At 53.8% G+C, this 15,653-nt stretch carries 12 protein-coding genes; 7 read left to right on the top strand and 5 right to left on the bottom strand.

What is annotated here, in order from left to right; all coding sequences use genetic code 11:
* Positions 1-24: 24 nt before the first annotated feature.
* From sadA to trmL, 6 genes are all read left to right on the top strand, one after another.
* Entirely contained in the window at positions 25-4,530 is a 4,506-nt protein-coding gene (gene sadA / locus HV237_RS00650; protein ID WP_181541661.1) for a trimeric autotransporter adhesin SadA, read from the top strand.
* 294 nt (positions 4,531-4,824) lie between these two features.
* Positions 4,825-6,480 carry an L-lactate permease gene (lldP, locus tag HV237_RS00645; RefSeq protein WP_047358808.1) on the top strand — a complete coding sequence of 552 codons (1,656 nt, stop codon included), beginning with the start codon at positions 4,825-4,827 and terminating at the stop codon, positions 6,478-6,480.
* A complete protein-coding gene (gene lldR / locus HV237_RS00640) occupies positions 6,477-7,253 on the top strand; it encodes a transcriptional regulator LldR (RefSeq protein ID WP_003024170.1) in 777 nt (258 codons plus the stop codon). Before lldP ends, lldR begins: the two co-directional genes overlap by 4 nt.
* Positions 7,250-8,440: an FMN-dependent L-lactate dehydrogenase LldD gene (gene lldD / locus HV237_RS00635; protein ID WP_016154962.1), complete on the top strand. Its 1,191-nt coding sequence runs from the start codon at positions 7,250-7,252 to the stop codon at positions 8,438-8,440. Before lldR ends, lldD begins: the two co-directional genes overlap by 4 nt.
* Before the next feature lie 195 nt (positions 8,441-8,635).
* Positions 8,636-9,976 carry an aromatic acid/H+ symport family MFS transporter gene (locus HV237_RS00630; RefSeq protein ID WP_047358807.1) on the top strand — a complete coding sequence of 447 codons (1,341 nt, stop codon included), beginning with the start codon at positions 8,636-8,638 and terminating at the stop codon, positions 9,974-9,976.
* A 46-nt stretch (positions 9,977-10,022) separates the two neighbouring features.
* On the top strand, positions 10,023-10,496 hold the full coding sequence (gene trmL, locus HV237_RS00625; protein ID WP_016157744.1) for a tRNA (uridine(34)/cytosine(34)/5-carboxymethylaminomethyluridine(34)-2'-O)-methyltransferase TrmL: 474 nt from the start codon (positions 10,023-10,025) through the stop codon (positions 10,494-10,496).
* Positions 10,497-10,677: 181 nt separating this feature from the next.
* On the opposite strand, the gene cysE is transcribed toward trmL, so the two are convergent.
* From cysE to HV237_RS00600, 5 genes are all read right to left on the bottom strand, one after another.
* The gene (cysE, locus tag HV237_RS00620; protein WP_016154965.1) at positions 10,678-11,499 is read right to left on the bottom strand and encodes a serine O-acetyltransferase; all 822 of its coding nucleotides are present in this window, start codon (positions 11,497-11,499) and stop codon (positions 10,678-10,680) included.
* Between the two features lie 77 nt (positions 11,500-11,576).
* Positions 11,577-12,596 (bottom strand): NAD(P)H-dependent glycerol-3-phosphate dehydrogenase, encoded by a 1,020-nt coding sequence (gpsA, locus tag HV237_RS00615; protein WP_016154966.1) that lies wholly within the window; start codon positions 12,594-12,596, stop codon positions 11,577-11,579.
* Positions 12,596-13,063, bottom strand: coding sequence for a protein-export chaperone SecB (gene secB, locus HV237_RS00610; protein ID WP_003024155.1), 468 nt, complete (start codon positions 13,061-13,063; stop codon positions 12,596-12,598). The genes gpsA and secB overlap by 1 nt, the downstream gene beginning before the upstream one ends.
* A gap of 46 nt (positions 13,064-13,109) precedes the next feature.
* On the bottom strand, positions 13,110-13,361 hold the full coding sequence (grxC, locus tag HV237_RS00605; protein ID WP_047358806.1) for a glutaredoxin 3: 252 nt from the start codon (positions 13,359-13,361) through the stop codon (positions 13,110-13,112).
* A gap of 51 nt (positions 13,362-13,412) precedes the next feature.
* Positions 13,413-13,844 (bottom strand): rhodanese-like domain-containing protein, encoded by a 432-nt coding sequence (locus tag HV237_RS00600; RefSeq protein ID WP_005120473.1) that lies wholly within the window; start codon positions 13,842-13,844, stop codon positions 13,413-13,415.
* 247 nt (positions 13,845-14,091) lie between these two features.
* Between HV237_RS00600 and gpmM the strand changes: the two genes are divergently transcribed.
* Positions 14,092-15,636, top strand: a complete 1,545-nt coding sequence (gene gpmM, locus HV237_RS00595) for a 2,3-bisphosphoglycerate-independent phosphoglycerate mutase (protein WP_016154967.1) — start codon at positions 14,092-14,094, stop codon at positions 15,634-15,636.
* Positions 15,637-15,653 lie beyond the last annotated feature (17 nt).

Genomic DNA, 15,653 nt, shown 5'->3' with positions numbered 1-15,653 from the left:
TTTATAAAAGGAAAGCACTTATCCATGAACAAAATATTTAAAGTCATCTGGAATGCCGCTACGGGAACATTTATTGTCACCAGCGAAACCGCAAAAAGCCACGGCAAAAAAAGCGGTCGCAAAAAGCTGGCTGTTTCCGCACTCATCGGTCTTGGCAGTATTATGGTCTCAGCGGATGCGCTGGCCAACGCGGGGAACGATACCGGAAGCGGTGTTACCGTATCAGGTACAACGGGAACAGGGTGGGTTGCAATTGGTACCAATGCCACAGCCAATACTTACACCAGCGAAGATGGCGCAAGCGCCGCGATGGGTTATAAGGCCGATGCGATGGGGAAATGGAGTACCGCCATTGGTTCATACAGCCAATCCTCCGGCGACTCTTCGCTAGCGCTTGGCGTAAAATCGGTTTCTGCCGGTGACCGGGCCATTGCAATGGGAGCCTCTTCCTCAGCCGGTGGAGATTATTCGATGGCAATGGGTGTTTATGCCAATTCGAGCGGTGCAAAATCGGTTGCATTAGGTAATCAATCCACTGCGAGCGGAGCAACATCCGTTGCATTAGGTAATCAATCCACTGCGAGCGGTGACGACAGCACTGCATTTGGTAATGGCGCAAAAGCGATAGGCACCAGCTCAGTTGCCCTTGGCACAGGCTCTACCGCCCTGGAAGACAATTCCGTCGCCGTGGGTAACAGCACCACTCAACGGCAGATCACCTATGTTGCTAAAGGCGACATCAATTCCAGCAGTACTGATGCCGTCACAGGTGCGCAAATTCATTCTTTAAGTCAATCCGTCGCCAACCGACTCGGCGGAGGGGCTTCCGTTAATTCTGATGGTACAGTGAATGCTCCCCTCTACGAGGTAGGCACAGGCACCTACAATAACGTAGGCAGTGCATTAAGTGCACTTAACACTTCTATCATTAACACAGGTGCCTCTGTCGCAGGATTAACCGAAGACGCGCTGTTGTGGAATGACAGCACCAGTGCCTTTAGCGCTAACCACGCGGGAAGCACCAGCAAGATCACCAATCTGGCGGCAGGCACCCTAGCCGCAGACAGCACCGATGCCGTTAACGGCTCCCAGTTGTTTGATACAAATGAGAAAGTGGATCAGAACACTACTGATATCGCCACCAATACCGACAGCATTAACCAGAACACAACAGATATCGCCGCTAATACGACCAGCATCAATCAGAACACTACTGATATCGCCGCTAATACGACCAGCATCAATCAGAACACTACTGATATCGCCGCTAATACGACCAGCATCAATCAGAACACTACTGATATCGCCGCTAATACGACCAGCATCAATCAGAACACCACTGATATCGCCACCAACACCACCAATATCAATAACCTGAGCGACTCTGTTACCACGCTCACCAATGATGCCTTGCTGTGGGATGCTAACTCTGGCGCATTCAGCGCTAACCACGCGGGAAGCGCCAGCAAGATCACCAATCTGGCGGCAGGCACCCTGGCCGCAGACAGCACCGATGCCGTTAACGGCTCCCAGTTGTTTGATACAAATGAGAAAGTGGATCAGAACACTACTGATATCGCCACCAATACCGACAGCATCAACCAGAACACTGCCGATATTACCGCCAATACCGACAGCATTAACCAGAACACCACTGATATCGCCGCTAATACGACCAGCATCAATCAGAACACCACTGATATCGCCACCAACACCACCAATATCAATAACCTGAGCGACTCTGTTACCACGCTCACCAATGATGCCTTGCTGTGGGATGCTAACTCTGGTGCATTCAGCGCTAACCACGCGGGAAGCGCCAGCAAGATCACCAATCTGGCGGCAGGCACTCTGGCCGCAGACAGCACCGATGCAGTTAACGGCTCCCAGTTGTTTGCCACCAACGAAAATGTGTCTCAGAACACCACTGATATCGCCACCAACACCACCAATATCAATAACCTGAGCAACTCAGTTACCACGCTAACCGATGATGCCCTGCTGTGGGATGCTGACTCTGGAGCATTCAGCGCTAACCACGCGGGAAGCGCCAGCAAAATCATTAATGTCGCCGCCGGGGAACTTTCTGAGGACAGTACAGACGCGGTGAACGGCTCACAGTTGTATGAAACCAACCAGAAGGTAGATCAAAACACATCAGATATTGCAGATATTAATACGACGATCACCAATCTTGGTACCGATGCACTGAGCTGGGATGAGGCAACCAATTCGTTCTCCGCCAGCCACGGAAGTAGTACGGCAAACAAAATCACCAATGTCGCCGCCGGGGAGCTTTCTGAGAGCAGCACCGACGCGGTTAACGGTTCGCAGCTGTTCGAAACCAATGAAAAAGTGGATCAGAACACGACCGATATCGCCGCCAATACCACCAACATATCTCAGAACAGCACCGCAATTGAGAACCTGAATACTTCTGTCACCGACATTAATACGTCCATTACCGGCCTCACTGATAATGCTCTGTTATGGGACGAAGACATCGAGGCTTTTAGCGCAAACCACGGTGGAAGTACCAGTAAAATAACCAATGTCGCCACCGGGGAGCTTTCTGAGAACAGTACAGACGCGGTAAACGGCTCACAGTTGTATGAAACCAACCAGAAAGTAGATCAAAACACCTCTGCTATTGCGGATATCAATACGTCCATCACCAACCTTGGTACCGATGCACTGAGCTGGGATGACGAAGAGGGTGCGTTCAGCGCCAGCCACGGTACCAGCGGTACCAATAAGATAACCAATGTAGCAGCAGGTGAAATCGCCAGTGACAGTACTGACGCCGTTAATGGCTCTCAGCTCTATGAAACTAACATGCTGATTTCTCAGTATAATGAATCTATTAGCCAAATAACCGGTGATACCAGCGAAACCTATATCACGGAAAATGGTACCGGCGTGAAATACATCCGCACGAACGATAACGGGCTTGAAGGCCAGGATGCATACGCAACGGGTGAGGGCGCAACAGCAGTGGGTTACAACGCCGTCGCATCCGGTGCTTCGAGTCTGGCGCTTGGAGAAAACAGCAGCAGCAGCATTGAGGGCAGCATCGCCTTGGGCAGTGGCTCCAGCTCTAACCGCGCTATTACAACCGGCATACAAGCAACGAGCGTAACAAGCGATGGCGTCGTCATTGGTTACGATACAACAGACAGAGAGTTGCTGGGCGCGTTGTCATTGGGGACGGATGGAGAAAGCTATCGTCAAATTACCAACGTTGCGGACGGCTCTGAAGCGCAAGATGCGGTAACAGTTCGTCAGTTACAAAATGCTATCGCCGCCGTTTCCACGACGTCGACACAATATTTCCACGCCAACTCGGATGAGGAAGATTCCCTGGCGGTGGGTGAAAACGCGATTGCCGTCGGCGCGAAAACCATCGTCAATGGCGATTCGGGAGTCGGTATTGGCTATGGCGCAGTCGTGGATCAATCTGCCTTCAACGGCATTGCCATTGGTTCAAACGCACAGGTAAATCACGCCAACAGCATCGCGCTCGGCAGCAATTCACAAACCACCGTCGGCGCACAAAGCAGCTATACCGCTTACAACATGGATACGCCACAAACGTCAGTGGGCGAAGTTTCTGTAGGCAGTGGCGATGGCCAGCGGCAGATCACCAATGTTGCAGCAGGAAGCGCAGACACCGATGCCGTAAACGTTGGTCAATTGAAAGTCACTGACAGCCGTGTTGCCGCAAATACCGAAAGCATCAATAACCTGAATACCCAGGTTAGCAACCTTGATACTCGCGTCACCAATATCGAAAACTCTGTCGGCGATATTGTCACTACGGGGAGCACCAAATACTTCAAGACCAGTTCAACAGGTGCCGATGCAAATGCCCAGGGTGCAGACAGCGTCGCGATGGGTTCCGGATCTATTGCGGCTGCTGAAAACAGCGTGGCGCTAGGCACAAATTCCGTCGCAGATGAAGCTAATACGGTGTCTGTCGGCTCTTCTACTCAACAACGTCGTATTACCAATGTTGCCGCAGGGGTGAACAACACTGACGCGGTTAATGTGGCGCAACTGAAAGCCTCAGAAGCAGGTTCCGTTCGTTATGAAACCAATACCGATGGCTCGCTTAACTACAGTGTGCTCAACCTGGGAGACGGGAGTGGCGGTACCACTCGGATCGGCAATGTTTCAGCGGCGGTGAACGATACGGATGCGGTGAACTATGCGCAATTGAAACGCAGCGTAGAAGAAGCAAACACCTATACCGATCAAAAAATGGGTGAAATGAACAGTAAAATCAAAGGAGTAGAAAACAAGATGAGCGGCGGTATTGCCTCAGCAATGGCCATGGCCGGTCTTCCACAAGCTTACGCACCGGGAGCCAACATGACCTCGATTGCTGGGGGTACGTTTAATGGTGAAAGTGCCGTCGCACTCGGCGTGTCTATGGTGAGTGAAAGCGGGGGCTGGGTTTATAAATTGCAAGGAACCAGTAACAGCCAGGGCGATTACTCTGCAGCCATTGGTGCTGGCTTCCAGTGGTAATGAAGTAACAATACTCCCGACATCAAAGGCAATGGCATCATGCCATTGCCTTTTCACTTCTCTTTGTTGTCCTCACCCGCAATTGGCCCTACCAATTTTAGCCGGATCCTACCAGCACCTCACATTTCATTAAAATGTGAGTACAATACCGTTGCCAATAAATAACATTTGATTAACCATTCATTGTCATTACCCCTACACAACAATATTGGCAGGGCCACTTTTACACATAATGTGACCAGGAGATGAGCACAGACTCATTCCATTATGTCGGCGGCCCCCAGGAGACCTGCAATGAATCTCTGGCAACAGAACTACGACCCGGCCGGTAACATCTGGCTTTCCAGTCTGATCGCATCGCTCCCTATCCTGTTCTTTTTCTTCGCCCTGATTAAGCTCAAGCTGAAAGGCTATGTTGCGGCGTCATGGACGGTGGTGATCGCTCTGACGGTCGCCCTGCTGTTTTACAAAATGCCAGTCGATCACGCTCTGGCTTCCGTGGTGTACGGCTTCTTCTATGGTTTGTGGCCAATTGCCTGGATCATTATCGCCGCGGTATTCGTCTATAAAATCTCGGTGAAAACCGGGCAGTTCGACATCATCCGCTCCTCAATACTCTCGATTACCCCGGACCAACGTCTGCAAATGCTGATTGTCGGTTTCTCCTTTGGCGCATTCCTCGAAGGGGCGGCAGGATTTGGCGCTCCGGTAGCGATTACCGCCGCACTGCTGGTTGGTCTGGGTTTTAACCCTCTGTACGCGGCAGGTTTGTGCCTGATCGTAAACACCGCTCCGGTCGCTTTTGGCGCAATGGGCATTCCGATTCTGGTTGCCGGTCAGGTTACCGGGCTGGATAGCTTCGAGATTGGTCAGATGGTGGGCCGTCAGTTACCGTTCCTGACCATTATCGTGTTGTTCTGGATTATGGCGATTATGGATGGCTGGCGCGGCGTAAAAGAGACCTGGCCTGCGGTGATGGTCGCTGGCGGCTCGTTTGCTATCGCGCAGTACCTCAGCTCTAACTTTATCGGGCCGGAACTGCCGGACATTATCTCGTCTCTGGTTTCGCTGGTCTGCCTGACGCTGTTCCTGAAACGCTGGCAGCCGGTACGCATCTTCCGCTTTGGCGATATGGGCGCTTCACAGGTCGATCAGACGCTGGCTCGCACCCACTATACCGCTGGACAGGTGGTCCGCGCCTGGTCTCCGTTCCTGTTCCTGACGGCCACCGTCACGCTGTGGAGCGTACCGCCGTTTAAAGCGCTGTTTGCGCCAGGCGGCGCGATGTACCACTGGGTGGTCAATATTCCGGTTCCGTACCTCGATAAGCTGGTTGCCCGTATGCCGCCGGTCGTACACGAAGCCACAGCCTACGCGGCGGTGTATAAATTTGACTGGTTCTCCGCGACCGGTACCGCGATTTTGTTTGCCGCCCTGCTGTCTATCGTCTGGTTGAAGATGAAGCCGTCCGCAGCGCTGCAGACTTTTGGCAGCACGCTGAAAGATCTGGCATTACCTATTTACTCCATCGGAATGGTGCTGTCATTCGCGTTTATCTCAAACTACTCCGGGCTTTCATCAACCCTGGCGTTGGCCCTGGCACACACCGGCAGCGCGTTTACCTTCTTCTCACCGTTCCTCGGCTGGCTGGGGGTATTTCTGACCGGGTCCGACACCTCATCAAACGCACTGTTTGCCGCCCTGCAGGCTACGGCTGCTCAGCAAATCGGCGTTTCGGATGTGCTGATGGTTGCGGCAAATACCACCGGCGGCGTGACCGGCAAGATGATCTCGCCGCAATCTATCGCTATCGCCTGTGCGGCAGTGGGATTAGTGGGGAAAGAGTCTGACCTGTTCCGCTTTACCGTGAAACACAGCCTGATTTTCACCTGCATGGTGGGTGTGATTACCACGCTGCAGGCCTATGTCTTAACCTGGATGATTCCATGATAGTGATGCCCAGACGCCTGTCAGACGAAGTCGCATCTCGTGTGCGGGCGCTGATTGAAGAACAACAGCTGGAGGCGGGCATGAAGTTGCCCGCTGAGCGCCAACTGGCTGTACAGCTCGGCGTATCGCGTAACTCGCTGCGCGAGGCGTTAGCAAAGCTGGTCAGTGAAGGCGTACTGATTAGCCGTCGTGGCGGCGGGACGTTTATCCGCTGGCAGCATGAGGCCTGGTCTGAACAAAACATCGTTCAGCCGCTGAAAACCCTGCTGGCGGACGATCCTGATTACAGTTTCGATATTCTGGAGGCCCGCCACGCCATCGAAGCCAGTACCGCCTGGCACGCTGCCATGCGGGCCACCGCCGCGGATAAAGAGAAAATCAGGCTCTGTTTCGAGGCCACGCAAAGCGAAGATCCGGATCTCGCCTCGCAGGCTGACGTTCGTTTTCATCTCGCCATTGCGGAAGCCTCGCACAACGTGGTGCTGTTGCAGACCATGCGCGGTTTCTTCGACGTCCTGCAGTCTTCGGTAAAACAGAGCCGCCAACGTATGTACCTGGTACCGCCGGTATTTTCTCAACTGACGGCGCAGCATCAGGCCGTGCTGGACGCCATTGTTGCCGGGGATGCCGACGGGGCGCGTAAGGCCATGATGGCGCACCTCAGTTTTGTCCACACCACAATTAAACGATTTGATGAAGATCAGGCCCGGCAGGCGCGTATTACTCGCCTGCCCGGTGATCCTGGTGAGAATAGCAGGGAGAACAACACATGATTATTTCAGCAGCCAGCGACTATCGCGCCGCAGCCCAGCGCATCCTGCCCCCCTTCTTGTTCCACTATATTGACGGCGGGGCGTATGCCGAGCACACCTTGCGCCGTAACGTGGCAGACCTGTCAGAGGTGGCGCTGCGCCAGCGCGTACTGAAGAATATGTCCGACCTGAGCCTGGAAACCAAGCTGTTCAACGAAACACTCTCCATGCCGGTAGCCCTCGCGCCTGTCGGCTTGTGCGGCATGTACGCACGCCGGGGCGAGGTTCAGGCCGCCGCCGCCGCTGATGCCAAAGGCATTCCGTTTACGCTTTCCACAGTGTCCGTATGTCCGATTGAAGAAGTCGCCCCGACCATCAAGCGTCCGATGTGGTTCCAGCTGTATGTGCTGCGCGATCGCGGTTTTATGCGTAACGCACTGGAGCGCGCCAAAGCGGCGGGTTGCTCCACGCTGGTCTTTACCGTCGATATGCCAACGCCTGGCGCACGCTACCGTGACGCCCATTCCGGTATGAGCGGTCCAAATGCGGCACTGCGGCGCTACTGGCAAGCAGTCACTCATCCACAGTGGGCATGGGACGTTGGTCTGAACGGTCGCCCGCATGATTTAGGCAATATTTCGACTTATCTTGGCAAACCCACCGGCCTTGAAGATTACATCGGCTGGCTGGCGAATAACTTCGATCCGTCGATTTCCTGGAAAGACCTCGAGTGGATCCGTGAATTCTGGGATGGTCCGATGGTGATCAAAGGGATCCTCGATCCTGAAGATGCCCGCGACGCCGTACGCTTTGGCGCGGATGGCATCGTTGTCTCTAACCACGGTGGCCGTCAGTTAGATGGCGTGCTGTCTTCAGCTCGTGCGCTGCCCGCCATTGCCGATGCGGTGAAAGGCGATATTACCATTCTGGCTGATAGCGGGATCCGCAATGGTCTGGACGTTGTACGCATGATAGCGCTGGGCGCGGATAGCGTGCTGCTGGGGCGTGCTTATCTGTACGCGCTGGCGACCCACGGCCAGGCCGGTGTGGCGAATCTGCTGAACCTGATCGAGAAAGAGATGAAGGTGGCGATGACCCTGACCGGTGCGAAGTCGATTAGCGAAATCAGCCGTGATTCGCTGGTACAGGAACTGGGTAAGAGCCTGCCTGCCGCGCTGGCACCTCTGGTCCAGGGTAGCGCAGCGTAACAACATCCCCGTAAACCCCATTTTCTGAATGGTCGGTCTGTTTTCAGCCCGACCATTTTTTATCCAAAAATAACGACTAGTTAACATTTACAACCAATATATTTGACAACTTTTTATCCACCTGCCAAATGTATAGACAAGCTAATACAACAGCATTTTATACATATAACAACCATCATAACGGGCGAGGGTGACATGGCTTATTCCGGAAAAGTGAATATCCAGCAGGCGATAGATGACAGTGCTTTTTCGCGCTTCCACTGGGTCATTATTGTCCTGGGTTTTCTGGTTTTAGCCATTGACGGCTTCGATACGGCGGCGATGGGCTATATTGCCCCCACGCTTTCAGCCGACTGGGGCATCAAGAAACAAGATCTTGGACCGGTGTTAAGCGCCGCGCTATTGGGCCTCTCATTTGGTGCCCTGCTGGCCGGACCGATTTCCGATCGTATGGGTCGTAAGCGCGTCCTGGTCTTTTCCTGTCTGTTCTTTGGCCTCGCCAGTCTGGGAACCGCCTATGCCCAGACGCTGAATATGCTCACGTTTTGGCGCTTTCTCACCGGGCTTGGGCTTGGCGCGGCAATGCCCAATGCCATCACCCTGGTGTCAGAATTCGCCCCGAAACGCTGTCGTTCAATGGTGATTAACACCATGTACTGTGGCTTTCCATTAGGGGCTGCGGGCGGCGGCGTGATCTCCTCCTGGCTGATCCCCAACTACGGCTGGCACAGTGTTCTGCTTGCTGGTGCGATCGCCCCACTGGTCCTCACCGTACTGTTGGTGCTGTTCCTGCCGGAGTCGGTTAAGTATCTGGTTCACCGCGGTAAAGGGGTTGCACAGATTAAACGCATTGCTCAACGTTTTATGTCGGGAAGTCTGGAACAGGTTACCCAGTTTTATCTGGATGAAGACCGTATCACGGTCAAAAAAAGCAGCGTGGCACAGTTATTTAGTATGCCCTGGCTGCCGGGTACGCTGATGCTCTGGATGACCTACTTTATGGGGCTGGTTATCTATTACGTGCTGCTGAGCTGGATGCCAACGCTGATGCTGGGAATGGGCTATCCGCTGGCCGAATCCGCCTGGCTGACATCGCTGTTTACCTTTGGCGGTACGGCGGGGATCCTGCTGGCCGGTTGGTTAATGGACCGCTGGGAAGCCCATAAAGTGGTCTCACTCGGCTTCATTCTGACGATGCTGTTTGCCCTCGCTCTCGGGTTTGAACATAACCACATCATCTTGTTCGGCGCACTGATCTTCCTGATGGGGATTACCATGAACGGCGCGCAGTCCGGGCTGCAGACGCTGGCCGCCACGTTTTATCCAACCCACTGCCGTGCGACGGGCATTGCCTGGATGCAGGGCGTGGGCCGCTTCGGCGGCGTAGCCGGAACGATGATGAGCGCCCAGTTGCTTTCCCTGCAATGGCAGGCAGACAGTATCTTAATGTTCCTCAGCCTTCCGGCCCTGGTCGCTGCTGCCGCGACAATTTACAAGCTGCAACGCTATAAACCGCACACGCTGACCGTCGCATAGTACCCGCTCTTTCTGCTATTCTGCCCCCCGTTATCAAGGGGGCAGTATGCTTAACATCGTTTTATTCGAACCAGAAATCCCGCCAAATACCGGCAATATTATCCGTCTTTGCGCCAACACCGGCTTTCGTCTGCATATTATAGAGCCAATGGGCTTTACCTGGGACGACAAGCGCCTGCGTCGCGCGGGGCTGGATTACCATGAATTTACCGCCGTGCTGCGCCACCCTGATTACGCCGCCTTCGTCGCCGCAGAACATCCGCAGCGCCTGTTTGCTCTGACCACCAAAGGTACGCCAGCGCATAGCGCGGTATGCTATCAGGACGGGGATTATCTGATGTTTGGTCCGGAAACACGCGGTCTGCCAGCCAGCATCCTTGACGCGCTGCCGGCCGAACAAAAAATTCGTATTCCGATGATGCCAGACAGTCGCAGCATGAACCTGTCAAATGCGGTGTCGGTGGTGGTGTATGAGGCCTGGCGCCAGCTAGGGTATCCGGGCGCGGTACTGCGTAGCTGATGATTGTTGGATGGCGGCTAGCGCCTGATCCGACCTACATTAATTTGATGAAATTCATTTTGAGCGTTATCGGCGCAGACAGATTGAACACGGACTGCGCACAGTCACCGGAGCGTACACGCAATACGTGAGGATGACGAGCACAGCTCAGGTTCAATCTGCCAGGTAAGATAGCTCGAAATCAGATACCATCTCCATACTCAAAAGTATGATGTATCCCGTTGAAATGCTGATCCATATCCATGGACGGCTTATCGCTGTCAGGCTTGCCGACGATGCGTGCCGGAACGCCTGCTGCAGTGGTATGCGGGGGTACCGGCTGTAAAACGACGGAACCTGCGCCAATCTTCGCGCCGCGCCCGACTTCAATGTTGCCGAGAATTTTTGCTCCCGCGCCAATCATCACGCCTTCACGAATTTTCGGATGACGGTCACCGCCGGCTTTACCGGTCCCGCCCAGCGTGACGGATTGCAAAATAGAGACGTCGTTTTCAATCACGGCAGTTTCACCGACCACAATACCAGTGGCGTGATCGAGCATAATCCCACGGCCAATTTTTGCCGCCGGGTGAATGTCTACCTGGAAGCTAACGGACACCTGGTTTTGCAGGAAGATCGCCAGCGCCTGACGCCCCTGATGCCACAGCCAGTGACCGATACGGTAGGCCTGAAGCGCATGAAAGCCCTTCAGATACAGAAGTGGGGTGGAATATTTATCGACAGCCGGATCACGCGTGCGTACCGCCTGAATATCACAGGCCGCTGAGGCAATCATTTCAGGATCGGCCGCGTAGGCCTCTTCCACGACTTCGCGAATGGCAATGGCGGGCATGATCGGAGAAGCGAGTTTATTCGCCAGCATATAGCTCAGCGCACTGCCGAGGTTTTCATGCTTGAGCAGCGTTGCGTGGTAAAAACTGGCCAGCATTGGTTCACATTCCGCCAGTGCCCGGGCTTCCGCTTTAATGTTTTTCCAGACGATATCCAGTTCTTCACACGGCATTGCGTACTCCAGAAGGTAGCAAAACGACCGACCCGTTCTTCGCGGGTCGGGTCGTTATATTCAACAGTTCCTTACAGCTAGTGGCGACTCAGCTCGTCCCTGCGTGCACGGCCTAATAACGTCAATGCTGCCTCGCGCGCGTTTTTTCCGCAATACAATACTTGATAAATTTCCTCGGTTATTGGCATCTCAACACCAAAACGGTGCGCCAATTCACGAACTTCTTTCGTATTGCGGTAGCCTTCAACCACTTGACCAATCTTGTCCTGCGCCCCCTGCACGTCCATCCCCTGGCCGAGCATCATGCCAAAACGACGGTTACGCGACTGGTTGTCGGTACAGGTCAGCACCAGATCGCCTAAACCCGCCATCCCCATAAAGGTGGCAGGATCGGCACCCAGCGCCGCGCCAAGACGAGACATTTCGGTCAGTCCACGGGTGATCAATGCGGTTCGCGCATTCGCGCCGAAACCGATGCCGTCAGACATCCCCGCGCCAATCGCAATGACGTTTTTCACCGCGCCGCCAAGCTGCACGCCAATGAAATCCGGATTGCTGTAAACGCGGAAGCTCTTGCCACAGTGCAGCAACTGCTGGAGATCGTCAGCAAAGGTGTCGTCCGTCGAGGCCAGAGAAATCGCCGTCGGCATGCCCGCCGCTAGCTCTTTGGCGAACGTCGGACCGGAGATAACTGCCAGTGGAATAGAATTCCCCAGCGCTTCACGCGCGACGTCCTGCAGCAGGCGTCCCGTTTCCGCTTCCAGACCCTTTGTCGCCCAGACCAGACGCGCGTCAGGACGCATCAGCGGTTTGATGTTCCGCAGCACTTCGCCAAAGACGTGGCTCGGCACCACCACCAGAATATTACGACTGGCGGCCAGCGCAGTGGCTAAATCACTTTCCAGGCGCAGCGTTTCGGGAAAAGGCACATCAGGGAGGAACGCGACGTTGCAGCGATCGTGCTCGAGGGTCGCGATATGTTTCGGATCATGGCCCCACAGGACAACCTGATGGCCATTTCTTGCCAGGGTGATGGCAAGAGCGGTGCCGTACGAGCCGGCACCAATCACAGTCATTGAAGCATTACTTTGGTTCATCAGGCATCCTGATGTTCTTCAGTACCTTCGCCAGCCTGCTGCTGTAAATAGTTCATGAACAGCGCATCAAAGTTGACCGGCGCAAGGTTCAGTTGCGGGAATGTACCGCGGGAAACCAGGCTGGTGATGCATTCGCGGGCATACGGGAACAGAATGTTCGGGCAGTATGCACCAAGGCAATGCGCCATCTGAGTCCCTTCAATACCACTGATGGAGAAAATACCGCCCTGCTGAACTTCACACAGGAACGCAGTTTCTTCACCCAGAGAAGCCGTTACGGTGACACGCAGCACTACTTCATACACATCATCTGCCAGTTGGGTAGATGCGGTATCAAGATCCAGTTTAACCTCTGGCTGCCAATCTTTCTGGAAAACATGTGGTGCATTTGGCGCTTCGAAAGACACATCCTTGGTATAAATACGTTGGATCTGGAAAGCCATTTCAGTGTTATTTTGTTCTGACATGTTGAGAAAACCCTTTAGTGTTGTCCTTTAAATACTTCGGTACGCCTTAACGCAGCAGTGGATCCAGTCCACCACGTGCATCCAACGCATACAAGTCGTCACAACCACCAATGTGCTGTGCATCAATAAAAATCTGCGGAACCGTTGTACGGCCACTGCGCTTGATCATCTCTTCACGCTTCACGGCATCGCCGTCAATCGGAAGTTCCTGGAAACTCACACCCTTGCTGCTCAACAGCGCCTTTGCGCGATGGCAAAACGGGCAGGTCGCTTTGGTATAGATCTCAATATTGGCCATGACTTATCTCCAGTGTTCTTTTACCCTGCGGCATGAAAGAAGACGGGTAAATTACTTGCCGCGAACCAGTGGCAGATTCTCGCCACTCCAGCCCGCTACGCCGTCTTTCAGTACAGATACCTGCTCAAAACCGGCTTTAATCAGCGCAGTTGCTGAATCCTGGCACTGCATACCAGAGCCATCAACCACAATAACAGGTTTGTTTTTGTGTTTTTCCAGCTCGCCAAAATTGTTGGCTTTGATTTCGCTCGGCAGCAGGTTAGTGGAGCCCGCGATATGACCTTTGCGGAAGTCGTCGCGCTGACGTAAATCCACAATCACCGCATCTTCTTTGTTGATAAGACGAGTGGCTTCTCCGCGCGTAATTACCTTCACTTTCGAAGTCAGGCTCTTAAACGTGGTAAATAATACAGCCGCCAGTAACGCAATCCAGGCGATACTCAATACAGGGTGGCGACTAACAAATTGCATAATTTCTTGCATGGGGGGTAACAACTCCCGACTTAGTGATTAAAAAACCAGGAAAGGAGTATACCTGCGCGTTGGCGCAAATACAGCCAGAGCGTGCATTGGATTGCATTTTTGCGGGGCGCTACGGAAAAAAAAACGTAAATCCGCGCCCTCTGCGACACGCTCTGGTCGATTATTTGATCTTCTGGGGCTATTTTATCGATTCAGCTGTAGTAAAATTACGCAATTATTTTTGTCTATTGAGTGTGAGGTTGTCGCAATGTCGGTTTCTAAAAAACCTATGGTACTGGTGATTCTGGATGGCTATGGCTATCGTGAAGACAGCCAGGATAACGCCATCTTTAATGCCAAAACCCCGGTAATGGATGCTCTGTGGGCAAAACGTCCGCATACCCTGATTGATGCCTCTGGCCTGGAAGTCGGCCTGCCCGATCGCCAGATGGGCAACTCCGAAGTGGGTCACGTCAACCTGGGCGCGGGCCGCATCGTGTATCAGGACCTGACCCGTCTGGATGTTGAAATTAAAGAACGGACTTTCTTCGCTAACCCAGTGCTGACCGATGCGGTCGACCAGGCAAAAAATAGCGGCAAAGCGGTTCACATCATGGGCCTGCTCTCTGCTGGCGGCGTTCACAGCCACGAAGATCACATCATGGCGATGGTCGAAATGGCAGCTGAACGCGGTGCTGAGAAAATCTATCTGCACGCTTTCCTTGATGGCCGTGATACCCCGCCGCGCAGCGCTGAACATTCGCTGCAGAAATTCGAAGAGAAATTTGCCGCGCTGGGCAAAGGCCGCGTAGCGTCCATCATCGGTCGTTACTACGCCATGGACCGCGACAACCGTTGGGATCGCGTTGAACAGGCTTATGACCTGATGACGCTGGCAAAAGGCGAGTTCCAGTTCGCTACGGCTGTTGAAGGCCTGCAGGCTGCTTATGCCCGCGACGAAAACGACGAATTCGTGAAAGCGACCGTGATCCGTGCTGAAGGCCAGGCTGAAGCCGCCATGGAAGACGGCGATACGCTGATTTTCATGAACTTCCGTGCTGACCGTGCGCGTGAAATCACCCGTGCGTTTGTTAACGCAGACTTCGACGGCTTCGCCCGTAAGAAAGTCGTTAACCTCAACTTTGTGATGCTGACCGAATACGCAGCCGACATCAAAACTGCTGTTGCTTACCCACCAGCGTCTCTGGCCAACACCCTTGGCGAGTGGATGGCGAAGAATGACAAAACGCAGCTGCGTATTTCCGAAACTGAAAAATATGCCCACGTGACCTTCTTCTTTAACGGCGGCGTAGAAGAGCCGTTCAAAGGCGAAGATCGCATCCTGATCAACTCGCCGAAAGTCGCGACCTACGATCTGCAGCCGGAAATGAGCTCTGCTGAGCTGACCGAGAAGCTGGTTGCTGCGATTCAGAGTGGAAAATACGACACCATCATTTGTAACTACCCGAACGGCGACATGGTTGGTCACACCGGGGTGATGGAAGCTGCGGTTAAAGCGGTTGAAGCGCTGGATCACTGCGTTGAGCAGGTGACTAAAGCGGTTGAATCCGTTGGCGGCCAACTGCTGATCACCGCGGACCACGGTAACGCAGAGCAAATGCGCGATCCGTCCACCGGTCAGGCGCATACAGCACACACCAACCTGCCCGTTCCGCTGATTTATGTCGGTGGTAAAAACGTCAAAGCAGTTGAAGGCGGCAAACTTTCTGATATCGCCCCGACGATGCTGACGCTGATGGGTATGGAAATCCCGCAAGAGATGACTGGTAAGCCGCTGTTCATCGTGGAATAATCCCTCCCCATGAGGGG

It is taken from the genome of Citrobacter sp. RHBSTW-00570 (genome assembly GCF_013739755.1).
Taxonomy (GTDB): Bacteria; Pseudomonadota; Gammaproteobacteria; order Enterobacterales; family Enterobacteriaceae; genus Citrobacter; species Citrobacter braakii.
Note: the sequence above shows the minus strand (reverse complement) of the source record. Positions and strands in the feature narration are given on the sequence as shown.